Origin of the sequence: Mesobacillus harenae (genome assembly GCF_013343715.1) — a bacterium.
In the GTDB taxonomy this organism is placed as follows: domain Bacteria; phylum Bacillota; class Bacilli; order Bacillales; family Cytobacillaceae; genus Mesobacillus_A; species Mesobacillus_A harenae.
This window is the reverse complement of the sequence record NZ_JABUNR010000009.1, coordinates 167,326-193,316: the sequence shown is the minus strand read 5'-3', so window position 1 is coordinate 193,316 and position 25,991 is coordinate 167,326. Positions and strand designations below refer to the sequence as shown.

The 25,991-nt window shown below is 40.6% G+C and carries 24 protein-coding genes; 22 read left to right on the top strand and 2 right to left on the bottom strand.

Annotation, left to right across the window (positions count from 1 at the left end; translation table 11 throughout):
* Positions 1 to 20: 20 nt before the first annotated feature.
* The 22 genes from HRJ06_RS12895 to HRJ06_RS12785 all read left to right on the top strand — a co-directional run bounded on the left by HRJ06_RS12895 (position 21) and on the right by HRJ06_RS12785 (position 23,515).
* Complete coding sequence (locus HRJ06_RS12895; protein WP_174733333.1) at positions 21 to 782, top strand: SDR family oxidoreductase; 762 nt, start codon at positions 21 to 23, stop codon at positions 780 to 782.
* Between the two features lie 35 nt (positions 783 to 817).
* Positions 818 to 2,017 (top strand): CaiB/BaiF CoA transferase family protein, encoded by a 1,200-nt coding sequence (locus HRJ06_RS12890; protein ID WP_174733332.1) that lies wholly within the window; start codon positions 818 to 820, stop codon positions 2,015 to 2,017.
* Between the two features lie 29 nt (positions 2,018 to 2,046).
* Complete coding sequence (locus HRJ06_RS12885; protein WP_242035233.1) at positions 2,047 to 2,838, top strand: enoyl-CoA hydratase/isomerase family protein; 792 nt, start codon at positions 2,047 to 2,049, stop codon at positions 2,836 to 2,838.
* 59 nt (positions 2,839 to 2,897) lie between these two features.
* The gene (locus tag HRJ06_RS12880) at positions 2,898 to 4,067 is read left to right on the top strand and encodes an acyl-CoA dehydrogenase family protein (protein WP_174733331.1); all 1,170 of its coding nucleotides are present in this window, start codon (positions 2,898 to 2,900) and stop codon (positions 4,065 to 4,067) included.
* Positions 4,068 to 4,141: 74 nt separating this feature from the next.
* Entirely contained in the window at positions 4,142 to 5,431 is a 1,290-nt protein-coding gene (locus tag HRJ06_RS12875; RefSeq protein ID WP_174733330.1) for an acetyl-CoA hydrolase/transferase family protein, read from the top strand.
* Between the two features lie 82 nt (positions 5,432 to 5,513).
* On the top strand, positions 5,514 to 6,692 hold the full coding sequence (locus HRJ06_RS12870) for an acyl-CoA dehydrogenase family protein (RefSeq protein WP_174733329.1): 1,179 nt from the start codon (positions 5,514 to 5,516) through the stop codon (positions 6,690 to 6,692).
* Positions 6,693 to 6,800: 108 nt separating this feature from the next.
* Complete coding sequence (locus tag HRJ06_RS12865) at positions 6,801 to 7,715, top strand: SDR family NAD(P)-dependent oxidoreductase (protein ID WP_174733328.1); 915 nt, start codon at positions 6,801 to 6,803, stop codon at positions 7,713 to 7,715.
* 149 nt (positions 7,716 to 7,864) lie between these two features.
* The gene (locus tag HRJ06_RS12860; RefSeq protein ID WP_174733327.1) at positions 7,865 to 9,415 is read left to right on the top strand and encodes a long-chain-fatty-acid--CoA ligase; all 1,551 of its coding nucleotides are present in this window, start codon (positions 7,865 to 7,867) and stop codon (positions 9,413 to 9,415) included.
* Positions 9,416 to 9,503: 88 nt separating this feature from the next.
* On the top strand, positions 9,504 to 10,676 hold the full coding sequence (locus tag HRJ06_RS12855) for an acyl-CoA dehydrogenase family protein (protein WP_174733326.1): 1,173 nt from the start codon (positions 9,504 to 9,506) through the stop codon (positions 10,674 to 10,676).
* Between the two features lie 46 nt (positions 10,677 to 10,722).
* Positions 10,723 to 12,135, top strand: a complete 1,413-nt coding sequence (locus HRJ06_RS12850) for an OB-fold domain-containing protein (protein ID WP_174733325.1) — start codon at positions 10,723 to 10,725, stop codon at positions 12,133 to 12,135.
* A complete protein-coding gene (locus HRJ06_RS12845) occupies positions 12,136 to 13,320 on the top strand; it encodes an acetyl-CoA acetyltransferase (RefSeq protein WP_174733324.1) in 1,185 nt (394 codons plus the stop codon).
* A gap of 33 nt (positions 13,321 to 13,353) precedes the next feature.
* Positions 13,354 to 13,761: an FAS1-like dehydratase domain-containing protein gene (locus HRJ06_RS12840; protein WP_174733323.1), complete on the top strand. Its 408-nt coding sequence runs from the start codon at positions 13,354 to 13,356 to the stop codon at positions 13,759 to 13,761.
* Between the two features lie 8 nt (positions 13,762 to 13,769).
* Positions 13,770 to 14,153, top strand: a complete 384-nt coding sequence (locus HRJ06_RS12835; protein WP_338421092.1) for a MaoC/PaaZ C-terminal domain-containing protein — start codon at positions 13,770 to 13,772, stop codon at positions 14,151 to 14,153.
* Positions 14,154 to 14,256: 103 nt separating this feature from the next.
* A complete protein-coding gene (gene fadH, locus HRJ06_RS12830) occupies positions 14,257 to 15,030 on the top strand; it encodes a 2,4-dienoyl-CoA reductase (RefSeq protein WP_174733322.1) in 774 nt (257 codons plus the stop codon).
* A 96-nt stretch (positions 15,031 to 15,126) separates the two neighbouring features.
* Entirely contained in the window at positions 15,127 to 15,903 is a 777-nt protein-coding gene (locus HRJ06_RS12825; protein ID WP_174733321.1) for an SDR family NAD(P)-dependent oxidoreductase, read from the top strand.
* A 247-nt stretch (positions 15,904 to 16,150) separates the two neighbouring features.
* Complete coding sequence (locus tag HRJ06_RS12820; RefSeq protein WP_174733320.1) at positions 16,151 to 17,548, top strand: aldehyde dehydrogenase; 1,398 nt, start codon at positions 16,151 to 16,153, stop codon at positions 17,546 to 17,548.
* 738 nt (positions 17,549 to 18,286) lie between these two features.
* Positions 18,287 to 19,237: a mannose-6-phosphate isomerase, class I gene (manA, locus tag HRJ06_RS12815; protein ID WP_174733319.1), complete on the top strand. Its 951-nt coding sequence runs from the start codon at positions 18,287 to 18,289 to the stop codon at positions 19,235 to 19,237.
* A 463-nt stretch (positions 19,238 to 19,700) separates the two neighbouring features.
* Entirely contained in the window at positions 19,701 to 20,132 is a 432-nt protein-coding gene (locus HRJ06_RS12810) for a hypothetical protein (protein WP_174733318.1), read from the top strand.
* Between the two features lie 212 nt (positions 20,133 to 20,344).
* A complete protein-coding gene (locus HRJ06_RS12800) occupies positions 20,345 to 20,806 on the top strand; it encodes a redoxin domain-containing protein (protein WP_338421091.1) in 462 nt (153 codons plus the stop codon).
* A 166-nt stretch (positions 20,807 to 20,972) separates the two neighbouring features.
* Positions 20,973 to 21,620: a DsbA family protein gene (locus HRJ06_RS12795; RefSeq protein ID WP_174733317.1), complete on the top strand. Its 648-nt coding sequence runs from the start codon at positions 20,973 to 20,975 to the stop codon at positions 21,618 to 21,620.
* A gap of 51 nt (positions 21,621 to 21,671) precedes the next feature.
* Positions 21,672 to 22,805, top strand: a complete 1,134-nt coding sequence (locus tag HRJ06_RS12790; RefSeq protein WP_174733316.1) for an NADH:flavin oxidoreductase — start codon at positions 21,672 to 21,674, stop codon at positions 22,803 to 22,805.
* A 509-nt stretch (positions 22,806 to 23,314) separates the two neighbouring features.
* On the top strand, positions 23,315 to 23,515 hold the full coding sequence (locus tag HRJ06_RS12785) for a cold-shock protein (protein ID WP_174733306.1): 201 nt from the start codon (positions 23,315 to 23,317) through the stop codon (positions 23,513 to 23,515).
* Between the two features lie 121 nt (positions 23,516 to 23,636).
* On the opposite strand, the gene HRJ06_RS12780 is transcribed toward HRJ06_RS12785, so the two are convergent.
* Together HRJ06_RS12780 and HRJ06_RS12775 are read right to left on the bottom strand one after the other, a co-directional pair.
* Complete coding sequence (locus tag HRJ06_RS12780) at positions 23,637 to 24,551, bottom strand: alpha/beta hydrolase (protein ID WP_174733315.1); 915 nt, start codon at positions 24,549 to 24,551, stop codon at positions 23,637 to 23,639.
* 105 nt (positions 24,552 to 24,656) lie between these two features.
* Complete coding sequence (locus HRJ06_RS12775; RefSeq protein ID WP_174733314.1) at positions 24,657 to 25,985, bottom strand: aspartate aminotransferase family protein; 1,329 nt, start codon at positions 25,983 to 25,985, stop codon at positions 24,657 to 24,659.
* Between the last annotated feature and the right edge of the window lie 6 nt (positions 25,986 to 25,991).

The window sequence follows — 25,991 nt, the reverse complement described above, 5'->3', positions numbered from 1 at the left end:
GAAAACAGGAGGGAAGTAATATGTCAAAAGGGTTGTTTGATTTAAGCGGGCGCACCGCGCTTATCACCGGAGGAGGAGTTGGTCTTGGACTAATCATTGCAGAAGCATTTGCTGAGTATGGGGCAAATGTTGCTATTTGTTCCAGAAAACTAGAGAACTGCAAAGAAAGTGCAGTGTATTTAAGAGAAACTTTTGGTGTCCGAACAGGAGCATATGCATGCAATGTAGCGAATGAAGAAGAAGTGTTAAAAACGGTAGAGGACATCCTAGATGATTTTGGCCAAATTGATATCCTAGTTAATAACAGTGGAACAACATGGGGGGAACATGTTGAAAATATGCCACTTGAAGCATGGAAAAAGGTAATCGATGTAAATCTGACAGGAACATTTTTAATGTCTAAGACAGTAGGAAGACATATGATTAGCCGATCCTATGGGAAAATCATTAATATCGGTTCGATCGCTGGATTGAGAGCAAAGCCAATAGAAGAGCTAAATGCAATTGGGTATAGTACGAGCAAAGCAGCTGTCCATCATTTTACCAAAGATCTTGCTCGCAAATGGGTAGAACATGGTATTTACGTAAATGGGATTGCTCCAGGGATTTTTGAAACGAATATGTCTAAGCATATGGATGAAGAAATGTTAACTAGCAGAAATCCAATGAAACGGACAGGAGATCCGGATTCATTGAAAGGGGCAGCCCTTTTACTCGCCAGTGGTGCAAGTAACTTTATTACAGGTCAAATTCTTACAGTTGACGGTGGGGGCTCATTATAGTTGCAAAAATATCACTCTATTAAAAGGAGTTTATTATGGGAGCTTTAAGTGGTGTGAAAGTTTTAGATTTATCCAGATTACTTCCAGGCCCTTATTGTACATTAATGATGGCTGATTATGGAGCTGAAGTCATTAAAATCGAGGAACCAGGAAAAGGTGATTACATTAGGTGGAGAAAGCCAGCAATTGAGGGGATCGGAGCTAGACACCTAACCATCAATCGTAACAAGAAAAGCGTTGAGCTAAATCTAAAAACAGAGGAAGGGAAAAGAATTTTTAAAAAAATGGCAGAGAGCGCGGATGTCATTTTAGAAAGTTTTCGTCCTGGTGTTATGGATCGATTAGGGCTCGGTTATGAAGAAATTTCAAAAGTGAATAAAGGCATTGTCTATTGCTCGCTGACGGGGTATGGACAAACGGGACCGTATCGCAACTTGCCTGGTCACGATATCAATTACATAGGATATAGCGGAATATTGGGCCTGATCGGAGAGAAGGATGGAAAACCGGTTGTTCCAGGGGTCCAAATAGCTGATATCGGAGGAGGGGCGCTAATGGCCTTATCAGGGATTTGTATGGCGCTTTTCCATAGAGTACGTTCAGGACAAGGGCAGTATATTGATGTTTCGATGATGGATGGGGCCGTATCTTGGCTATATGCTTCAGCATCAGACTATTTTGCTTCTGGCAAAACACCTGAGAGGGGAAACACTCGTTTGGATGGTCACTTTGCTTATTATCATGTCTACCAAACTAAGGATAAAAAATATCTGTCAGTTGGCGCTTCAGAATTTAAATTCTGGAAAAGAATATGTGAACTTATTGGAAAACCTGAATGGACCGAACTTCATGAAGGATCCGGTGAAGTCCAGAAACAGTTAAAACTCGACCTGTCAGAGTTATTCAGGCAAAAGAATCAACAGGAATGGCTGGACTTACTGGCAAACGAAGATACTTGTGTTGGCCCCGTAAACGATATCGATCAAATCTTTGAAGATCCACAAATCATTGATCGTGAGTTATTTTTAGAAATGAATCACCCTACTGCTGGCACCGTTAAGCAGATTGGATTCCCGATTAAGTTTTCAAAGACAAAAGGAAAAATCCTCTCTCACTCTCCACTCCTTGGGGAGCATACAGAGGAAGTCCTCGCTCAGCTGGATTATACGAATGAAGATATTGAAGAACTCAGAAAAAGTGGTGTAATAGGAGCAAGTCTGTCTGTTGAAAACTGAAAATTTAGAAAAAACAAAGTGAGGAAGGAATGAAACGGATGGCTTATGTAGAGTGGAAAAGAGTTGGGAGAGAAGCTGCCATCGCTGAAATCATTTTAAACCGGCCAGAAGCAAGAAATGCTTTCACGTCGGAAATGGCTGAACAAATTATAAGTATCTGCCAGGAAATAAGCAACAGTGATATTAGAGCAGTACTCATTACTTCATCAAATGAAAAGTCCTTTTGCTCAGGTGCTGATCTTAAAGAGCGCAACAATATGAAAGAAACAGAATGGAAAAACCAACATTTACTTTTTCAAAAAATGTTTAATACGATTCAGGAAATGAAGCAGCCTGTTATTTCGGTAGTAAATGGGTATGCCCTCGCAGGCGGTTTCGAAATTGTTTTAAATTGCGACATGATTGTTGCAGGTGAAACGGCAAAATTCGGGCTCCCTGAAGTCACAAGAGGGATTATGCCAGGAGGAGGCGGGACTAGGCTGCTTTCTAAACGAATTGGTGTCCACCGGGCAAAAGAATGGGTGTGTACCGGTAAGATTTATTCAGGCGAAGAGGCGGAACGAGTTGGCCTTTTGAATGTGCTGGCAAAATCCGCCGAAATTAACAAGGTTGCACTTGAAATGGCTGAACAAATAGCAAAAAACGCTCCTTTAGCTGTTCAAAACTGTAAAAAATCAGTTGACCAACTATTCAGCATGGGAAATGAAGATGCAAAAGAATTAGAAATATTGTTTTATAATCGCTGTCTTAACACTGAAGACCGATTAGAAGGGGTTCGTGCCTTTGTCGAAAAGCGAGAGCCTCATTTTGTCGGTAAATAATTAAGACAATAAAGGTTATCTGCGAACAGATATAAAGTAATTTTGAGGAGGATATACATATGAATGCGTCTGTTAAGGAAACCCAGTTTCATGAAGAGTTAAGGCAGAGTGTCCGTGCGGTTTGCAGTAAATATCCGGATGCTTACTGGAGAGAATTGGATGCGAATCTTACCTATCCAGAAGAATTTGTGAATGAGATTACCAGTAGTGGCTTTCTAGCTGCTCTTATTCCTGAAGAATATGGCGGATCAGGTCTTGGAATTACAGAAGCTTCTATCATATTAGAAGAAATAAACCGCTCTGGCGGAAATGCAGGAGCCTGTCACGCCCAAATGTATACAATGGGGACACTGCTGCGCCATGGAAGTCCTGAACAAAAAGAAAAATATTTACCTAAAATTGCAGAAGGTTCTTTAAGATTACAAGCGTTTGGCGTAACAGAGCCAAACACAGGATCTGATACAACTAAGTTGAGAACATTCGCAGAGCGCCGGGGCAATAAGTATATCGTAAACGGCCAAAAAGTGTTTATTTCACGAGCGGAGCATTCTGATTTAATGGTCCTACTAGTACGAACAACTCCGTTGGAACAAGTGAAAAAAAAGTCAGAAGGTCTCTCTGTGTTACTCGTTGACCTCCAAGCTGCCATTGGAAATGGATTAACCGTTAAACCGATTCGGACGATGATGAACCATGCGAGCACTGAGCTGTTTATAGAAGATTTAGAGGTGCCAGCTGAAAACCTCATTGGCGAAGAAGGAAAGGGATTTAAGTATATTTTGGACGGAATGAATGCAGAACGTATTCTTATAGCCGCAGAATGTATTGGTGATGGCCGCTGGTTTATTGAACGGGCATCCAATTATGCCAAAGACAGGGTTGTTTTCGGCCGGCCAATCGGGCAAAACCAAGGGGTTCAATTCCCGATCGCTCGGGCTCACATTAATATTGAAGCGGCTGATCTGATGCGTTTCAAGGCTGCATCCCTTTTTGATGCAGGCGAAAAGTGTGGGGCAGAAGCGAATATGGCGAAGCTTCTTGCCGCTGATTCATCCTGGGAGGCAGCAAATGCAGCAGTACAAACTCATGGCGGTTATGGTTTTGCCGAAGAATATGATGTTGAACGAAAATTCAAGGAAACCCGTTTATATCAGGTAGCTCCGATTTCAACAAATTTAATTTTATCCTTTGTGGCTGAACACGTGCTCGGATTGCCTAGATCCTACTAGTTATTCACGGGAGATTCAGCTGATATGTAAAATCAAGTAACTGTACTGGATCCATAAGACGGAGGTGAAGTCGCATGGTAAGAAAAGATTGGGAAAGCCTTTATAATTCTCGATTGAAAAGTGTAACAGAAGCCATTTCTACAATTAAGTCATCGCAAAAAATATTTCTTGCTCCATTTTGCAATGAACCGCAAACACTTGTTGAAGAGCTGGTCCAGCAAAAAGACCGTCTCGAGAATATTTACTTATATAACGCTGTGATTGGGAGTCCATGTTTATATGCGGACCCGGTATGTCACACTCATTTTAAAATCAGGACTTTTTTAGCTGCGGCTCCGCTAAAAAGTGCCTTTATAAATAACGTTTGTGATTATTTACCTGTTAACCTATCAGATATTCCGCGCTGGATAGAACAAGAAAAGGTAGATGCAGCACTCATTCAAGTATCACCGCCAAATAATCAAGGGTATTGCAATCTCGGTATTTCTGTCGATACCGTTCAGACCCTAATAAAAAACGCCAAGAATGTAATTGCACAAGTCAATAATGAGCTTCCATCCACTTCAGGAGATACCCTCGTACACGTATCAGAAATTGACCACTTCGTTGTTTCCGACCGTCCCTTGTTAACGCTTGCTAGCGGACTGCCCTCTGAGCTGGAAATGATGGTAGGGAGGAATGTTGCAAAACTTATCCCTGATTACGCTACTATTCAAATGGGTCTTGGCAAAATTGCGGATAGTGTCTTATTGGCTCTTAAAACAAAGAAGGGCTTAGGAGTCCATTCGGGATCGATTACCGATACAGTTGCCGAACTAATGGAGCTCGGAGTCATTACGAATGAGAAGAAAGAGATTAATCGTTATAAAACCGTATGTACTACTTTAACAGGCACTGATGAATTATATAAATATGCTGATCAGAATCAAGCTATCGAACTATACCCAACGACATACACACATAATGCTGTGGTGATCTCCCAAATAAGTAATTTTCATTCAATTAATTCAGCTCTAGAGGTCGATCTGACAGGACAAATCAATGCTGAACAAGTCGGCGCCTATCCGGTAGCTGGTGTCGGCGGCCAAATGGACTTTATTCATGCAGCCAGCCTTTCAAAAGGAGGGAAATCCATCATTGCACTGCCATCAACAGCGAAAAAAGGAACAGAATCGCGAATTAAGTTGAACGTACCTTTTGTGACATCCGTTAAGTCGGCAGTTGATTATGTTGTAACAGAATACGGAGTGGCTTCATTGTTTGGTAAATCTCTTCGAGAGCGGGCAGAAGCACTAATTTCCATTGCCCATCCCCATTTCCGAGAAGACCTTTCAGCAGGGTTGAAAACCAGCTTGAAAGTATGAACAAAAAGTATTTTTTCCGGACTTGAAATTAAAAGGTGAGAGCCTTCAAGTTCTTAAAAAAAAGTTGAAGGGAGGGAGAAGGATGGATAAGTCAATGATTGGTAAGAAACCAGATAGCAGTAATACATTTTATACAGATGAACACCAAATGTTCCGTCAATCATTACGCAGATTTTTGGATAAGGAGGCTGTCCCTTTTTTTGAAAAATGGGAAGAAGAACACATCATTCCTCGCTCATTTTGGACGAAACTAGGAGGGAAAGGCTTCATTTGTCCATGGGTTAATGAAGAATATGGCGGGATGAACACAGATTTTGGGTTTGCAGCGATTTTAAATGAAGAGTTAGCAAGAGTCGGTGCAGGCTTAAGTGGTATTGGCACCCATAGTAATATTATCGTCCCTTATATCGCTTCCTTTGGAACAGAAGAACAAAAAAAGAAGTATCTGCCTGGCTGTGTTACTGGCAACATGATCACGGCAATTGCCATGACAGAACCTGGAGCTGGTTCAGATTTAGCAAACATACGGACAACAGCCCTAAAAAATGGAGATTCTTACATGATTAATGGGCAAAAGACATTTATTACAAATGGAATTCATTCCGATTTAGTTATCGTTGCTTGTAAAACTGACCCGCATGTGACTCCAGCCCATCGAGGAATTAGTCTATTTCTCGTCGAACGGGACACCCCTGGATTTTCAAGAGGCCGAAAATTAAAGAAGGTGGGAATGCACAGCCAGGACACAGCCGAGCTAATATTCGAGGAGGTAAAAGTACCAGCCTCCAACCTTCTTGGAGAAGAAGGCAAAGGTTTCTATTATTTAATGACTAAGCTGCAACAGGAACGATTAGTAGCTGCTATTAATTCATTGGTTGCAGCTGAGGATATGCTTCAATTGACGCTAAGTTATGTGAAAGAACGCAACGCATTTGGAAAGCCAATCAGTAAATTTCAGAACACACAATTTAAACTAGCCGAAATGGCTACGGAAATTAAAATAGGGCGTACTTTTGTGGACCATTTAATTGGTAAGCATATCAACGGTGTAGATATTGTCACCGAAGTATCTATGGCAAAATGGTGGATAACCGATATGGCGAAAAGAGTTTCGGCCGAATGCATCCAGTTGCATGGCGGTTATGGCTATATGGAAGAATACAAGATTGCCAGACGGTACAGAGATATACCGATTACCTCCATATTTGCAGGTACAAATGAAATTATGAAAACCATCATCGCAAAGAAGTTAGGATTATAAAGAGCTGGCTTAAAGAGTTGTTCTCTGTAAACAGACGTTTTGACGGCGATTTATAAATAAAATGCTATAGAAGGAATCCTTAAAAAATAATACTTGGAAGGTTGGATGATGATGAAAAATTTAGAAAACAAAATTGCTATTGTTACAGGATCAGGGCGTGGAATTGGAAGGGAGATTGCTCTATTGTTAGCGAGAGAAGGAGCAAAAGTAGTAGTAAATGACCTGGGCGGCAGTCCAGATGGCCAGGGAAATGATACAAAGGTTGCTGATGAAGTAGTTCAGGAGATAAAAGAGTTCGGCGGAGAAGCGGTAGCAGACTATCATTCCGTTTCAGAATATGAAAGCGCTGACAAAATCGTGCGAACTGGCCTAGATACATATGGAAGGATCGATATTGTCGTTAATAATGCGGGTATTTTAAGGGACCGAATGGTGTTTAAAATGAGTGAGCAAGAATGGGATGCTGTGATTGCCGTTCATTTAAAAGGATCCTTTAATATGACTCGATCAGCAGCACCTTATTTTAAGGAACAAAAGAGTGGTCGTTTTATTAACTTCACCTCAACTTCTGGGTTAATAGGAAATGTCGGTCAAGCTAACTATGCTGCAGCTAAATTAGGAATTGCTGGCTTAACAAAGGTTACTGCACTAGACATGGAACGGTATAATGTAACCGCTAACACGATAGCGCCTTTTGCATGGAGCAGATTGATCGGGACGATCCCAACTGAAACGGATAGCGAGAAAGCCAGAGTTGACAAATTAAAACAAATGTCACCTGCTCATATTGCTCCACTTGTTGCTTACTTAAGTTCTGATCAAGCAAGCGATGTGACAGGACAAATTTTCGGGGTGAGAGGAAAGGAAATCATGGTATTCTCCCAGCCTCGTCCTGTTCGGTCTGTTTATAACGCAGAAGGGTGGTCAATTGAGAGTATTGATGCAATCAAAGGCTCATTACAATCAGCCTTTACACCGCTTGAAGTTAGTAAGGATGTTTTCCCTTACGAACCTTTAGTTTAATAGTTTACTGCTTTTCAGGAAAGTATTAAGAGCAAAAATCAAAGGCTGCTTATGGTGAAATGGATGTGCTTCCTGTTAGATTCTTCAAATTTTTCAAGGCTTCAAAAGAAATGATTAGAAAAAAAGTGTGCTCGACAGGAGGGGAAGGATTGGTCGACTTCGAACATCTATCCCGGTTTTCTATTTATCAAATGTTTGAACAAACTGCTAAAGAGTATCCAAATCATCTTGCGGTGATTGATGGGTCAATTCAATTGACCTATTCTCAACTTAAAGACTCAGTAGACGCTTTTGCAGCCTTTTTATTTCAACAAGGGTTTCAAAAGGGTGACCGTATTGGGTTAATGCTCCCAAATGGGATTCATTATGTAATCGCCTATTACGCAACACAGCGTTTAGGAGGTACAGTCGTCCAGGTTAATCCTTTATATCAAGCTGCCGAACTAGAGTATATCATTGAAGATTCAACTCCCACGTGGTTTGTTTGTAAACTAGAGCAAACTGAAAAACTTAAAAAAATAGAAAAATGTGAAAGCATAAAGATCATCAGTACGGTAAATAAATTAGGCAATGATCAATTACTGTTAAAAGCAAGTAGTTCCGAACTTCCTCCGCTACACATTCATTCTAAAGAAGATATAGCAGTCATACAGTATACAGGCGGAACTACAGGCAAGTCTAAAGGAGCCATGCTTACTCACTTCAATATTCTCGCTAATATACAGCAAGCTGGGTTAGTTTTTAAAGATGTAATCAATAAAGGGTCAGAACGGATTTTGGGTGTCGCACCACTGACTCACGCAATGGCCATGACCAATATGAATTATACCTTTATGAATGCAGCAACCTATATCATCCTTGAGAAATTCGATGCTGCAAAAGTGTTAGAGTTAGTTGAAATGTACAGACCCACCTATTTTTTGGGGTCACCGACTATGTATATTGCTATCTTGAATGATCCTGAACTAGGTAAATACGATTTATCTTGTTTTAAGATTTGCTTATCGGGTTCCTCACCGCTCCCTATTAAAGTTATCAAAGATCTTGAGGAAAAAACCGGAGCTCATATTTTCGAAGGCTATGGTTTATCTGAGGCAACAACATCTACTCATCGGACACCTTTGAATGGAAAAAGAAAAATTGGCAGTGTAGGCCTGCCTATTCCTTATACAGAATCAAAAATCGTCGATACAGACAACGGGATTGATGAGATGCCTGCCGGTGTAAGCGGAGAATTGATTTTAAAAGGCCCTCAAGTTATGAAAGGCTACTGGGGTAAACCTCAGGAAACTGCGGAAGCGATTCGGAATGGCTGGCTGTACACCGGAGACATCGCTACATGTGATGAAGATGGGTTTTATTATATTGTCGGCAGGAAAAAAGACATGGTTATTGCTGGAGGACTAAATATATATCCTGTTGAAGTGGAGGAAGTTCTCTACCAGCATCCGGCAATAGCTGAGACATGTGTTTTTGGAGTACCTGACGCCTATCTTGGAGAAAAACTTCTAGCGATTGTTGTGCTTAAACAAGGAGCATTTGTTAGTGAAAAAGAATTGCTTAGCTGGTGCGAAAATAGAATAGCTAGATACAAAGTGCCCCGAGGGATTGAATTTCGGACCGAGCTTCCTAAGACAATTGTTGGGAAGGTGTTGAGACGCAAGCTTGTCGAAGAGTATACAAACATGGAAAAGAGTTAATTTTTATACAAAATCAGCTATGGCCAGTTATATGTGATGATTTTCAAAAAACAAGTTTAATAGCACCATAAATAAAGGAGAGATAAAAATGGATTTTAATTTATCACCAGAACTACTAGAAATGAAAAAATCGATTAGGGACTTTGTTGACAACACTGTGGATCCTCTTGCTGATCAAATTGAAAAAGAGGATAAAATACCCGACCATATTATGCAAATGAGCAAAGATATTGGCTTATTTGGGTTAAGTATTCCAGAGGAGTATGGCGGTTTGGGTATTGATATGGTTGCAAAATGTGCAATATACGAAGAAATCGGCCGTACTTCTAACGGATATACAACTGTTATTGGGGGACATACGGGCATTGGCTCTGTTGGCATAGTAGAAATGGGAAATGAGCAGCAAAAAAGAAAGTATTTGCCTGGGATGGCAACTGGAGAATTACTAGGTGCATTCGCTTTAACGGAACCAAGTGCTGGTTCAAATGCAGTGGCGATTAAGACGAAGGCAGTCCGTAAAGGAGATAAGTACATTCTAAATGGTTCAAAACACTATATTACCAATGGGCCGAGTGCAGCTGTTTTTACAGTTATGGCCGTCACGGATCCTAGTAAAGGAGCTAAAGGGATTACTTCATTTATCGTAGAGAGTGATTTTAAAGGCTTCATAGTCGGAAAAACGGAAGAAAAGATGGGACTTCGCGGTTCACATTCTTCAGAAATCTTCTTTGATGATTGTGAAGTCCCAGCAGAAAATGTTTTAGGTGAAGAAGGATTAGGATATGTTAATGCTTTGAAAATCCTGGCCAATGGCCGCGCAGGTCTTGCAGCACGCAACCTTGGTTCCTGTCAGAAATTATTGGAATTATCAGTCAAATATGCACACGAAAGAGAACAATTTGGAAAACCGATTTTTGAACAGCAGATTATTCAGCACTATTTAGCAGAGATAGCGCTGGATGTGGAAACGCTGCGTTCTGTAACTTACCGTGTTGCATGGATGGTTGATCAAGGGATGAATGTAATCAAAGAGGCAGCAATGGCCAAACTGCTCGGATCAGAGATCTACAATCGAATAGCAGACAAAGCTGTGCAAATTCATGGGGGGATAGGCTATATTAAAGATTTCCCAATTGAAAGATATTACCGTGATGCTAGAATCACCAAAATTTATGAGGGTACATCTGAAATTCAAAAAAATATCATTGCTGGGCAGCTTCATAAAGAATATTTAAAAAGTAACCCGACAGTAAATGTCTAATAACCGTTTAAAAGTCTTTTAAAAAGGTGAAGAGAGGAGCAGGAATATGAAAGGAATTATTTCTTATGGGGCCTATGTTCCCTATAATCGTCTTCAAAGAAAGAAAATCAGTGAATTTTTTGGGAAGCTGGGGCCAGCCGGGGAAAAAGCAGTTGCTGGTTATGATGAAGATAGCATTTCTATGGGTGTGGAGGCAGCACTTGATTGTTTAAATGGAATCAATCCACATGATGTCGATGCAGTTTACTTTGCTACAGTCAGCTCACCTTACAAAGAAAAAGGGTCGGTTGGGACAATAGCTACAGCTTTAAGCCTAAAAGAAACTGTCCGCGGAATTGAAACCGCTTCCTCTTTGAGAAGCGGAACTTCGTCGATGTTATCGGCACAGCCCGATGAAAAGACATTGGTGATTGCATCGGACTGCAGGACTGGTGCACCAACTGGACAAAACGAGCTTTGGTTTGGTGACGGTGCTGTCTCCTTTCTAATGGGCAGCGGGGATAATGTTATTGCAAGTATGGTCGACCAAGGAAGTCTCCAGGGAGAAATCATTAGTCAATGGCGCAGCCAAGAGGACAGGTTTACTCAAACCTGGGAAGAACGGCTCGGCTCCACTGTGTTTTTGAAACAAGTAAAAGAGACAATTACACCATTTTTAGAAAGAAATAGCCGTTCTGCAGATTCACTTTCAAAGGTCATCATTTCTGGTCCAGGGATACGGGCACATTCACAGGCAGCCAGTGCTCTTGGATTTAAAAAAGAGCAACTAGAAAATCCCTTGTTTGATTCAGTGGGAGACACTGGGAACGCCCATGCTCCAATGATGCTGGTATCTGCTTTGGAAACTGCCAAACCCGGTGATCAGCTGCTTGTTATTGCCTTTGCAGAAGGCCTGGACTATATGCTGTTTGAAGTAACAGATGCCATTAAAGAGCTAAAGGATCGTAAAGGCGTAAATGGCTGTTTAGCTTTTAAAAATGATCAAATTTTATACAGTGACTATCTTAAGTGGAGAGACCTCATTGAAACCGAGCCGGCGAGAAGGCCGGCGACGGATCGGCCCTCTGCACCTGCTTTATATAGAAAGCATCGGCAAAATCTATCGTTTACGGGATCAAAATGTCGAAGGTGTGGTACCGCACGATTCCCGCACCAGCGTGTTTGTATACAATGCCAGGCAAAGGATGAGATGGAGGATTATTGTTTTGTTGGGCAATCTGCAAAAGTAATGACGTATACACTCGATCATCTGGCAGCATCGCCTGCACCGCCGATGATAGTGGCTGTGATCGATTTTGTTCATGGCGGCCGGATTATTTGTGAGGTGACGGACTGCAGCCCTGCAGAAATTGAAATAGGCATGAATATGGAGATGACGTTCAGGCGTTTGTATGAAGCAGGAGGAATCAGTAACTATTTCTGGAAAGCAAGGCCGATTAGGCAAAAGGAGAGTGTCTAGATGAGCAGAAAGGGAATTAGCGACAAGGTAGCCGTTATTGGAATGGGCTGTACAAGGTTTGCAGAACATTGGGATAAAAGTGTTGAGGATTTGTTAGTAGAGGCAGCTTATGAAGCTTTTAATGATGCTGGAATTGAACCAAAGGACATTGAAGCAGCTTGGTTGGGGACAATGATTTCCGGATATGCAGGAATAACCCTTTCTGGAGCTTTAAAGACTCAATATATTCCTGTTACAAGAGTGGAAAATATGTGTGCGACAGGTTCGGAAGCATTTCGTAATGCCTGTTATGCCGTTGCTTCTGGAGCTTATGATATGGTTCTTGCAATTGGAGTAGAAAAATTAAAGGATTCCGGTTTGAGTGGCCTTAACACGCCTAAACCGCCGAGTGACGGAACGGCGCCAAATTTTTCAGCACCGGCCTCCTTCTCATTCCTTGCACCGGCTTATTTTAAAAAGTATGGCCTGACAAAAGAACAAGGAAGAGAAGTATTATCACGAATTGCTTATAAAAATCACTACAATGGCTCCCTCAATCCTAAAGCTCAATACCGCAGTGAAGTTCCTATGGATAAAATATCCAACTCACCCTTGGTTGCCGCACCACTCGGAATAATGGATTGTTCGGGTGTAGCTGATGGAGCTGCCGCAGCCATTATTGTTCGGTCAGAAGATGCCCATAAATATAGTAAAGAGCCGATGTATGTAAAAGCGCTTTCGATCGCTGCAGGCCCTGGGGATGGGCGCCTGCGTCAGGATTTTGATTTTACATCGATAAAAGAAAATGTTGTAGCCTCTCAGGCAGCCTATCGGGAAGCGGGAATTAAAGATCCCAGGAAAGAAATTAGCATGGCTGAAGTTCATGATTGCTTTACCCCGACAGAGCTGGTGATCTATGAAGATTTGGGATTAAGTGAACGAGGCCAAGGCTGGAAAGATGTCTTAAATGGGGTGTTTGAGCTAGACGGAGAATTGCCTGTTAATCCAGACGGCGGATTAAAATCATTTGGACACCCAATTGGTGCGAGCGGGCTAAGGATGCTCTACGAAATGTATTTGCAATTCCAGGGAAAAGCAGGAAAGCGTCAGCTGGATAATCCTAAACTCGGTCTGACCCATAATCTCGGCGGTTCGCCGATGCAATGTGTGTCGTTTGTTTCTGTAGTAGGCAAAGAATTATCTTAATATACAGAATTTCAAAAAAGGAGAGTGCTAGAAATGAACACAGCCTTGCAAGAGAAAATTGGCGCAAAATTAGAATCCTATACTTTTAAAGTTGAAGCAGGAAAAGTTAAGGAGCTCGCATTGGCGATCGGTGACTTGAAAGAAGAATATTTAATTGGGGAAAAACTCTTGCCAACCTTCCCTACGGTTATTGATTTTTGGGGTGGTGGGCAATCCATAGGAGAGTTGCTGGGCTTAAATGGAAAAAAGGTTCTACATGGAGAGCAGGAATATGAATATTTCGGTGAAATGAAGGTCGGGGACATTTTGACGGTTAAGGGTGTAGTCGAAAATATATATACGAAAGCTGCCATGAACTTTGTGGTTATTAAAAAAGAATATTTTAATGAACAGGATGAACTTGTCCTAATCTCACGTTCAACCGTGATTGAAAGGCATTAGGAGGGAAAATGATGAATGATGGATATCAATTGAAACCAATTCAAAAAGAAGAAATTACCCATACTCAGCTTGTTAAATACGCTGGCGCATCTGGAGATTTTAATCCGATCCATACGGTTGTCCCGTTTGCTGAAGAAGCCGGGCTTGGGGGAGTGATCGCACACGGCATGATGATTATGGGTTTTATCGGCCAAGCAATAGGCGAATGGTTTTCAGCAGAGGATTTAGTTAAATTTTCTGTCCGATTCAAGGCAATGACAAAGCCAGGTGAAAAAATAACAGTTAGAGGCAACATTGTCGATGAAAAAGACGATCGCTGGATTTGTGAGGCCGAGGCAGTCAATGAGGCTGGGGAAGTAAAAGTTAAAGGTTTTTTTGAAATAAAGAGATAACAGGACTTGTCCTGCTGCTCAGCTTTGGATTCGGTTAAATTTCGATAACATTCTATTTGGGATGCATTTCAGCTTAGATAGAAGGATTAAGGAGGGGAAGAGCATGGAAGGTAAAACTATCATAATCACAGGCGGAGGCAGCGGCATAGGGAAAGCAATGGCTAAGAAATTTGCTTCTAAAGGTGCCAATGTTGTGATCACGGGAAGAACGGCTGATAAATTAAAAACCGCCAAAAGTGAAATTGAAACCTTTGAAGGTCAGATTTTGGATTTTCAAATGGATGTCAGAATTCCTGAAAATGTCAATGAAATGGTCCGGGTTACTAAGCAAACATTTGGAAAGATAGATGGACTTGTCAATAATGCAGCCGGAAACTTTGTCTGTGCAGCCGAGGACCTTTCAATCAACGGTTGGAACGCGGTTATTAATATTGATTTAAACGGCACCTGGTATTGTTCTCAAGCGGTAGGCAAGGAATGGATAGCAAACAAGCAGCAAGGGAGCATTCTCAATATCATAGCGACAATGGCCTGGGCAGGAGCTGCAGGGAATGTGCACGCTGCAAGTGCCAAGGCAGGAATTCTGGCTATGACAAGAACGCTTGCGGTAGAGTGGGGAAGCAAATATGGAATTAGAGCCAACTGTATAGCTCCAGGTCCTATTGAAGATACAGAGGGGGTTGCGAGACTAATAGACTCTAGCGATGGTTACAAAGAAGCGATGAATGGGATCCCCCTCAAAAGATTTGGCAGAGCAGAAGAAATTGCGAATCTCGCTTACTTTTTATTAGCACCTGAATCGGAATATATCAATGGAGAATGTGTAACAATGGACGGCGGAAGTTGGCTGAATAATCAAGGATTTAAAAAAGGATAAAGGTGCAGCCCTGGTAAAGCATGGAGTTAATAACTAATCAATAGATTGCAGTCTAGGAGAGCTCGCGAGCGATTAAAATTTAAGGGGAGGGTTAACATGCGTTTTATCGACAATATATCATTAATTACAGGAGCAGGAAGCGGAATCGGAAGGGCAACGGCGATCCGTCTTGCAAACGAAGGTGCAAAGGTTATCCTAGTAGGCCGAACTAAAGCTAAATTGGAAGCTGTTGCAAACGAAATAAACAAAACAAAGAGAATTCCAATGGCAGAAATTTTTCAGGCAGATGTCACAGATTCCGATGATGTCCAGGAGCTGGCCGATTATGTTAAAGAACAATTTGGCGATCTGCATGTCCTAATTAATAATGCTGGAGGCTCTGCAAATGGGAAAGTGTTGGAAGCAAGTGAAGAAACTTGGGATTATGCTCAAAATTTAAATTTAAAAAGTGTATTTATTCTTTCTCAAAAACTGGGACGCATTATGGCAAAAGGAGCCGAACGTGATCTGGTTCCTGAGAATCGATCGATTGTTAATGTTGCTTCCCTTTCAGGGCATAAGGCAGGTGCCCAATTCGTTCCTTACAGCACAGCTAAGGCAGGTGTCATTAGTTTTACAAAAGCGCTGGCTCTAGAGCTTGCTCCACTTGGAATCAGGGCCAATTCCGTCTCACCTGGGTTTGTTGAAACACCTCTTACAGAAGGTGGACTTCAAAATGAAAAATTTTTAAATAGTGTTAAGAGAAAGACAGCCTTAGGACGGATTGCGGCACCAGAGGAAATCGCAAATGTTATCGCTTTTCTAGCCTCTAAAGAAGCCTCTTATATGACTGGAACCGATTCACTCGTAGATGGAGGCTGGTTAATTAAATAAGAAGGGTATCTCCATAAAATGGATGGTGCCTGTCACCTTTTAAGGAGAGAGACCTTTACAAACGGGTCTCTCTCTTATTTTTTGTTTATTAGGTACACTTAAGTCTATAATACATATGAAGTTTGGCAGATAACCTTTTGGCTGCGGCATATAGTTTGCTGGAGTTATCCTAATGTAAAGCTAAAATCTGCAAATATCTTATGAATACAATGTTTGATATACACTAAAAGGGAGGACTAGATATCTGATGGAAAGCGAAGAACTGCAGCCTCAAGATGTAAAAAATATCCTGCATCAGCATAATCAATATTTCAAGTCCAAAAAAACATTGGATTTGGATTTTCGTTTAGGACAGCTAGAAAAACTCAGAGCAGGCATCATTGCCTACGAATCTAAAATCAATGAGGCGCTTCATAAAGATCTTGGGAAACATCCGTTTGAAACTTATACTTCCGAAATTGGCTTTGTATTAAATAGCATTACCCATACCAAGAAACGTCTAAAAAAATGGGCAAAGCCAAAAAAAGTGAAGACACCTCTAGTGCTTTTTCCTTCGAAAAGCACAATTATGTATGAACCGTATGGGACGGCCTTAATTATTGGACCTTTCAATTATCCGTTCCAGCTTTTGATAGAACCTTTAATAGGGGCAATTGCAGCCGGTAACTGTGTTGTTCTTAAGCCATCAGAAGTGGTGCCAAACGTGTCTGCTGTGATAACGGAAATGATAGGGTCTACATTTGACCAATCCTATATACGTTCTGTTGAAGGTGGGATCGAAACAAACACTTCTTTAATCAATGCCCAATTTGACTATATTTTTTTTACAGGGAGTGTACCAGTCGGAAAAATCGTTATGGAGGCAGCCGCAAAGAACCTTGTGCCGGTGACGCTTGAATTGGGAGGCAAAAGTCCTGTAATTGTCGATGAAAGCGCAAATATTAAGGTCGCTGCACACCGAATCATTTGGGGGAAAACCCTGAATTCTGGGCAAACCTGTGTGGCACCTGATTATCTTTTGGTACATGAATCTGTAAAAGATAATCTAGTTGCTGAAATGAAAAGGACGCTAAAAACTTTCTATGGCGAAGAAACTGAACACAGCAAGGATTTTGGCCGGATTGTAAACGACCGGCATTTTGACCGTTTAAGAACTATCATCGAGAAAGATAAAAACCGGGTCATTTTTGGCGGTGCGACCAACCCTGAATCCCGTTTTATCGAACCAACTTTAATAGAAGCCACCTGGGATTCAGCCTCAATGGGAGACGAGATATTTGGTCCGATTCTTCCAATTTTGACCTATCAGGATTTGGATGTTGCGCTCGATTCGATTAAAAAATTGCCGAAGCCGTTAGCACTTTACTTGTTCTCCTCAAAAAAAGACGTCGAAGAAAAGGTGCTGACTGAAACCTCTTCTGGAGGAGTAAGCCTGAATGATACCCTCACCCATTTAGCTAACCCAGAATTGCCATTTGGCGGCGTAGGCAATTCTGGAATTGGAGCTTATCATGGCCATTACAGCTTCACCACTTTTTCACACGCAAAAAGCATCCTTAAAAAGAGCAGCAGAATTAATCTTACAACATTATTCCCGCCGTATAATGATAAAAAACTGAGCCTTGTACGCAAATTGTTAAAATAACCACAGAAAAGCTGTCCAAATGGGCAGCTTTATCTGATGGATAGTTGGGGATAGTGTCTTCTGTGCTGCTATAGTGCTGATTTTAAGTGTATACCTGACCTCAGATTTCTTTTTTCCTATCATATGGAATGAAAGTAGTCATATTACTAGCTTAATGCTTCAGGAGGATCACTCTTTTGTTTTTGCTTGGTCTTACTGCATTGGCACACCTTGGATTTCTGTTTTTTTATCTCTCCTAGCATACGACTCATATTTAAATGATGAAATATAGTCAAACCAATCACTGCTAAGCTAAACAAACTGGAAAGTACCGTACTCCCTAACAATAAGCGAAAAATTCTGCGGTTAACCATTATAGCCACCCTTTTTATCCTTATCTTTGCTTATATTGCGAGATATTATTTATGACTCGAAAAGTTGGTGCTCAAAAAACGGCAAGAAAACTTCTAAGACGCAGGCTAGAACACTCATAAAACTCCTGTGAGCGAAGATAAAGTGAGTATGAACACAAGTGAAGTACCATCGAACCTACGTAGAAATGCTGTGGGATTTTTAATCTGGGCCTTTTTTCTATTTGGCGGGTGCAGAGGACCTAATAATGCACTTTTAGAAGCAGCCGTAAAAGGGTATTTGAATCTGAGACTAGCTTATCTTCGTTCATCCGAATCTTGCAGGTTACAGTGATGATATAGGAGTGCTATGTAAAAATAATGATTTTTTAAGGAGTGATTTGTTGGTATGGTAAAAGAACCGTTATTTTTCGAACCAGTCTTTAAAGAAAGAATTTGGGGAGGGGAGTCCCTAAAGCAATTCGGGTATGAGCTGCCCTCAAGTCAGACAGGAGAATGCTGGGCGTTCGCAGACCATCATGATGGACAAAGCGTTGTGAAAAATGGGGAGCTAAAAGGAAAAACTTTAGGAGAGCTTTGGGAAACAAATCGAGAACTGTTCGGCTCCATTGAAAGCGATCGCTTTCCGCTGCTAACGAAGATTCTCGACGTAGAAACAGATCTATCTGTACAAGTTCACCCTGATGATGAGTACGCTAAAAACCATGAAAATGGCGAATTAGGCAAAACAGAGTGCTGGTATATTGTCGAAGCAGAAGAAGGTGCAGAAATCGTTTATGGGCACCATGCGAAAACAAAGGAAGAGCTTGAGAGTATGATCAATGATGGAAACTGGGACGAACTGCTGCGCAAAGTACCAGTCCGGGCCGGTGATTTCTTTTATGTGCCAAGCGGAACTGTTCATTCAATCGGAAAAGGTACTGTCACTTTAGTAACCCAGCAAAACTCTGATACAGCTTACCGTTTTTTTGACTATGGCCGTCGGAATAAAGAAGGAAATCTTAGCGAGCTTCATATTAAAAGATCCCTTGATGTGATAACTGTCCCAACAGAAGAATTCCCGGTCGATGAGATCACAATTCAACATGGAGATATGGACATTACTACATTTGTAAAAGCAGCCCATTTCTCTGTTTTTAAATGGGATCTTAAGGGAAAATCAGGAGAGATTAACGAGGATGTGCCGTTCCAGCTCATTAGTGTCATCGACGGGGAGGGGACTCTTTTCAAAGGGGAAGAAAGTTTTTCTTTTAAAAAAGGGGATCATTTCCTCCTGCCAGCTGAATTTGGGAAATTTTCATTGGAAGGCAACGCATCAATCATTGCCTCACATGTTTAAAAGGAAGCAGTCCCTATGAATCGGGGCTGTTTTTTAAAAGACAAGAAGTTCTAAGATTGATTACTGTCAAGCTCCAGGCCTAGCCCTTGGAGTCGCTTCGGTCCAGCTGATGAAATATAGTGTTTAATAATATAATTATGTAAACTAATTTCTAATAGTATGTTTTATATTAACCTGAGGGGGTTTCTTTTTGCATTTTATGGTTAGGATCGGACGCGGAGTATAGTATTAAAAGAATTAAAAGCCACCTTCTAAGGGAGTGGGATTCCTTATTGAGAGGCTAGTGAATAAAATATCATTAAAAATGACGCGCTAGTAAAAAAACGCGTCATTTTTTTTATTTACAAGATTGTCTTCAACTTTCGCAAGCATTGTTTGGTAAAGCCTAATGCTTTTACATAGTTTGCTTATACCTGTTACAGTAAGTTAGAGTTTGTTAAAATACGTCAAAAAGGTGGATCAGATGAGAAAATTATCACTCGTATTATTAGTTTACTTTTCATCAATAATAGTTCTTAATTTGTTATCATACTTTGCTGATGCTCACCCATATGGTTTTAACTTTGAAGAGACCAAAAGCGGGCTGGAAGTTAAAATTGGAATCTTTGATCAGGAAAGCTATTTGATTTCATCCGAGGAAAGTGACCTCCAATCAGAACTGCTGAAATGGTACATAAATGATCATATTAATATGTGGATTGCTTATATTAATGTCCTCTCAATCTTCGTCGCTGGTTTGCTTGGATTTTTTAAAGAAGAGTTTCGAGCCAAAATAAATTTAAAACTATATGCAGTCGGATATTTAGTCTTATTGGCTGCCGTCATTCTGGTAGGCATCAGAATCTTCACAAACCAAGGAGCAGAAATCACAAAACTGATAAATGCACTTACATAAGATTAGGTGACAGGCACCATCCATTTTTTAGGGTATTATCCCAAAGGAAACACAAACTATATTAGAATCTCTTGCTGAAACCCATTGAATGTATTGGGGTTATGCCTCTTAAAATGATAAATGGAAATTAAATGGAGGGTGCCTGTCACCGGATTAAATTCTTGGTTTTGTGGAAAGAAGAGGGTATACGAGTTTGAAAGGAGTTGAGATTTGTGGGTCTTGTGATTGGAGAAAGGGTTCCTGATTTTTCTTTGCCTTCTACTAATCGGAGGGATGTTAGTCTTTCTGATTACGAGGGAGAGAAGAACGTTTTGCTGGTTTTTTTTCCACTAGCCTTCACACCTGGCTGAATTAAAGAATTAACCTCTTGGAAAGAGGAATATGAAACTTTTAAGAAAAATGATACAGAGGTATTAGCGATAAGTGTGGACCACATATTTGCCCAAAATGTGTTTGAAACTTCACTTGGTACGCTTCCATATCCTCTTATATCCGACTGGCATAAAAAAACAGTGAAAAAGTATCATGTTTTTAAAGAAAAAGACGAGGTAGCCCAGCGTTCTTGTTTTTTAATCAATAAAAAAGGAGAACTAGTTTATAAGAACGAAGAATTTGAGGCAGGTAATCAAGAGCATTATGATCGTGTATATGAAGAATGCAACCTATTAGGCTAACACAACAATACGGCTGTTGGAGCAAGTTCTCCAATGGCCTTTTTTAATAAAGGTTGACCAGCTATTTAAAAAAATTTTTTATAAAATTCGATTGTAAAAGCAAGCTAATAATAGTTTTTGAATGAGAAAAATCTGAACGTGAAGTTTGGATCAGGAGGGAATACTAGTGACAGTAAAGATAAAGGTATATTCAGACTATGTATGCCCATTTTGTTTCTTAGCGGAAAAACCTCTTAAGGAAGCAATGGAAGGGAAGGATGCAGAGGTTGAATGGATGCCATACGAACTCCGCCCTTATCCAAATGAAACACTGAAACCAGAAGGAGATTACCTGCAAAATACGTGGAAGCAAGCAGTTTATCCGATGGCTAATCAAATGGGAATTGAAATAGTTCTGCCAAAGGTATCACCTCAGCCATACACTCATTTAGCCTTTGAAGGGTATCAATTTGCAAAGGAATATGGAAAAGCTAACGAATACAATGATCGGATATTACGTGCCTTTTTTCAAGAGGAGCAGGACATTGGCAGCATCAAAGTGTTAACTAAATTGGCAGAGGAAGTAGGTCTTGAGCCAGAAGGCTACCGGGAAGCACTTGAAACTAGAAAATACAAAGAAGCCCATCAAAAAGCATTAAACCATTCCTATTCAGAAGCCAATATAACGGCCGTTCCTACCTTTGTAATAGGAGAAACTGTGGTAGCAGGAGCTCGTTCGAAGGAAACTCTTGAAAAAATTATTGAAGAGGAGGCCAATAAACAAGTATCCGTTATTTCGATAGATGGGATGTCCTGTGGGATTAATGGCTGTTAAAGAATTGTTCGTATGTTTATTTTAAATAATATTTGAGAGAAGGTCTTAAAAATGGCTAATAAGAATTTGCTATTCGAAAAAGTAAAATTAGGAAATACCTTATTAGAAAATAGGGTAGGGGTTGCCCCAATGACAAGGACAAGCGCTACGCCAGAAGGGTTAGCAACAGATCGAATGGTGTCTTATTATAATTCATTTGCAAAAGGCGGTTTCGGGCTCATAATTACAGAAGGAGTTTATCCTGATAAGGCGTATAGCCAAGGGTATTTTGATCAGCCTGGCATTGTTTTTGATGACCAAATAGTAGCATGGAGAAAAGTAGTTGATGCTGTTCATCAACATGGCGCTAAAATATTTGCACAACTCATGCATGCTGGTGCATTGTCACAAGGGAATCGGTTTGTGGAAGACACCATTGGCCCTTCTTCTGTTCAGCCAAAGGGTGAGCAAATGGAGTTCTACGGAGGCAAGGGACCTTTTTCAAGGCCTAAAGAAGCCACTCTAGATGAAATAACAGAGGTGGTAAAAGGGTTTGTTGAAGCCGCTAATAATGCTAAAAAGGCTGGATTCGACGGAATCGAAATCCATGGAGCCAATGGATATATAATTGACCAGTTTTTAACAAGTTATACAAACAAGCGTTCTGATAATTATGGCGGCTCCATCCAAAATAGAGTTCGTTTGCTTGTGGAAGTAACAAAGGCGGTCCGTGAAGCAGTAGGGAATGACTTTACCGTGGGAATAAGAATATCCCAAGGTAAAGTAAATGATTATACACATAAATGGGAAGGAAAAGAGAAAGATGCCGAAGTAATCTTTAGTCAGGCAGTTTCAGCTGGTGTTGATTATATTCATGTAACGGAATATGAAGCATGGCAGCCTGCATTCCCTCAAGGAGAAGGCACTGCAGCAACGGATTCTGCTTTTGGCGATGGCGGTCTTTCACTAGCTGCCTTAGCAAGAAAATACGGCAAGGTTCCAGTAATAGCGAATGGGCATCTCGAAAATCCGATCGAGGCTAGCAAAATAATTGAAAAAGGGGAAGCCGATATCGTCACAATAGGTAAAGGAGCTCTTGCTAATCATGATTGGGTTAATAAAATAAAGAATGGCGAAGCGCTTGAAGATTTTAATCCAGAAAAAATATTAAGTCCAACTGCAAAAATTAAAGAGTTCGAAGCATAAAATATCAGAGGATTCTGCTGACTAAAGAATTTAAAAATGAACGCCAATGAACTATGATATTTTGGTTCCTAACTTTTAAATGATTAGAACCCTACCTGGTTACAAAGGAGGGTTCTTTAACTCGATAAATGAAAGAAGTATTATTTAAATATAAAATATTCTGTTGATCTCAAAGTCATGACGTTGAAATTATAAAATTTGCTGAAAAAATAGGCTGAAGCCAGCATAGACTTTTTCTGTTGAATACGTGAGCATTTAAGTAACCTGTTAAAACATAGACATTAAGGCATTTTATTATTTAATAATAGGCAGAAAATTAAATGGATGGTGGCTTATTGTTCATATAGGACAAAAGACCTATTGCGTTAATGAATTTGTTCTGTTATTCTAAAGAAGAATTATTTTTGTTTGTTCGGCAAGGTTGTAAAAGTGGTTAAAACTTTCTGACTTGAAGATGTAAGCAAGGATAGTAACACAATGTGTGCATAGCACACGAGGAGGAAACACACATGGAACAAGGTAAAGTAAAATGGTTTAACGCAGAAAAAGGATTCGGATTCATCGAGCGCGAAGGCGGAGACGACGTATTCGTTCACTTCTCAGCTATCCAAAGCGAAGGCTTCAAGTCATTAGACGAAGGTCAAGAAGTAACTTTTGAAGTAGAACAAGGCCAACGTGGACCCCAAGCTACTAACGTTCAAAAAGCATAATTAAACCTAAACTTACAAAAAGGCTCTCTCTGAGAGCCTTTTTTTTGTGTTCTAAAAATAAAACCCTGTTCCAGATTTAGGATCAGGGCTTAAACGTTTTAACGATTACAGGTAATCTTTATTATTTTGCCGGTGAAGCAGAATTTGCAGCAAGTCTTTGCTGAACAAATTGGCCAATTTCCTCAAGTGAATTGGCTGATTCAGGTGTTCCGAATTGTTGGAATACATGCCACATGCCTTCCCAAACTTTTAAAGTTGCATCAACACCAGCATCTCTGGCCCTAGTCACAAGGCGAACTGAATCATCTAATAGAATTTCATCATTGCCAACATGGACAATCATCGGTGGTAGGCCCGATAAGTCTGCGTGAATGGGAGAGACCAAAGCATTGCGAGGGTCAGTTTCTCCTAAATAGAGTACAGGTGCTCCGCGGGTTTCTAATGGGTTGAGCCAAGGATCAGCGGCTGCACGTGATTCCATTGATTCTCCCGTTCCTTCCATGTCTGTCCATGGTGAAAGCAGAACTGTTAAGGCAGGTAAACTTTCACCAGCTTCCCTTAAGGATTGAAGCAAAGCAAGAGTTAGACCTCCGCCAGCTGAGTCTCCGCCTACAATAATTTTCTCGGCTGAGACACCCGCAGAAATTAACCAGCGATAAGCAGTAACGGCATCTTCTATTCCAGCAGGGAAGGGATGCTCTGGAGCGAGGCGATATTCAACTACTAATACATGAGAAGCTGTCGCACGGGATAGTTTCGAAGCCAAGTCCCTGTGTGTATTGCAATTCCCCATAATGTAGGCGCCTCCGTGAAGATAAAGAAATACTCGATCTTCAACAGCATTCGGAGCAACAACCCACTCAGCAGGCATTCCCTCAACTAAAAGATTTTCCACTTTAATGTCTTGCGCAACAGGAAAAGTGCTCATTAGTGTCTCGAGACCCTGTCGTGCATCTTCTAGAGTCCCACCAGGTTTCTGTGAAGCAACATGTTCTATCAAACGTTTCCGAGCTATCAAACTCTCTTCACTAGCCAATCTGCATTACCTCCTAATATATAGTGAAAGCGATTACATTATATATTCAAGAAGGAAGGCAAACATACCTGCTTTCTATGAAAAAATAGGAATTGTATAGTTCTGTTACCACCCAGCATATTTATCAACGAGGTCCATATTTATCTTTTTATCTTGAAGATCTGAAAAAGCTTGGTCAAGGATCGAAATTGCCAAATCAATTTCTTGTTTAGTAATAATAAGCGGGGGTGTAATCTCTATAACGTTGCTGTGAATACCAACATAAAAGACCAGCAGGCCCAGCTCAAAACAGCGATAACAGACAGCCGCAGTCTGTCTGGCAGCAGGGGTTTTAGAAATCCTATCTGTTACAAGTTCTACTCCTATAGCTAAACCTTTGCCCCTTACGTCACCAATCAGCTCATATTTTTTTTGCAGTTCCTTTAAAAGAGAAATGAAATAATCTCCATTTACTTTTGAATTCTCTATTAGATTTTCTTCTTCAATAATATTAAGAGTTTCCAACGATGCTGAAGCGCTAACTGGATTTCCACTTGCAGTAAACATATGAATACCTGTTCCAACATCAAGAATCTCTTGTCTGGCTACAACAGCACTTATCGGTAATCCGCCTCCAAGTGACTTACTTAATACAACCGCGTCAGGCACAACATTATAGTGGTCAAACGAAAACCATTCACCAGTCCTTCCCAAGCCAACTTTAACTTCATCGAATATTAGGCTAATATTATTTTGTTTGCATGTTTTTTGAAGACGTGGAAAAAAATCATCAGGGGGAACAATGAGCCCCCCATCACTTTGTATTCCCTCGACCAAAATGCCTGCAGTATCCTCCGCTGGGCATATAGTTTTAAAAACTTCTTGTTCTAAAAATTGAATGACCTGATCAGTTAGATTTGTTGTTTCTCCAAAAGGGGGACGATATGGATTAGGATAAGGAATTTTGATCACGTTACCACTGCCAATAAATTTGGATTGGGCAGGGTGACCTGATAAAGAAAGCGATCCCATTGTCTGACCATGATAGGAACCCATAAAAGAAATCATTCTGGCCCGATTCTTTTCAAGTGGAACTAGTTTAGCAATACAGTCATTTGCATCCGAACCTGAATGACCGAACCATACCTTTTTCTGAAATTGACCAGGGGTTACCTCAATAAGTTTCTTCGCAAGGGACACTAATGTTGGCTCAGGGGCAGATAACTGTGAAGTAAATGATAAAGAATCATACTGCTCCTTAATCCTATTACTAACCTTTGGATGGCCATAACCAATTCCCGCCACAGCCCATCCTGCTGTTAAATCTAGATAATCCTTTCCATTCTCATCCTTAATTTGTGTTCCATAAGCAGATTTAACTGAAATAGGATAAAACCGAATCTTTAAAGCATTGGCAATTACTTCATCTTCTGTTTGCAGAAATTTTGATGACAAATCATT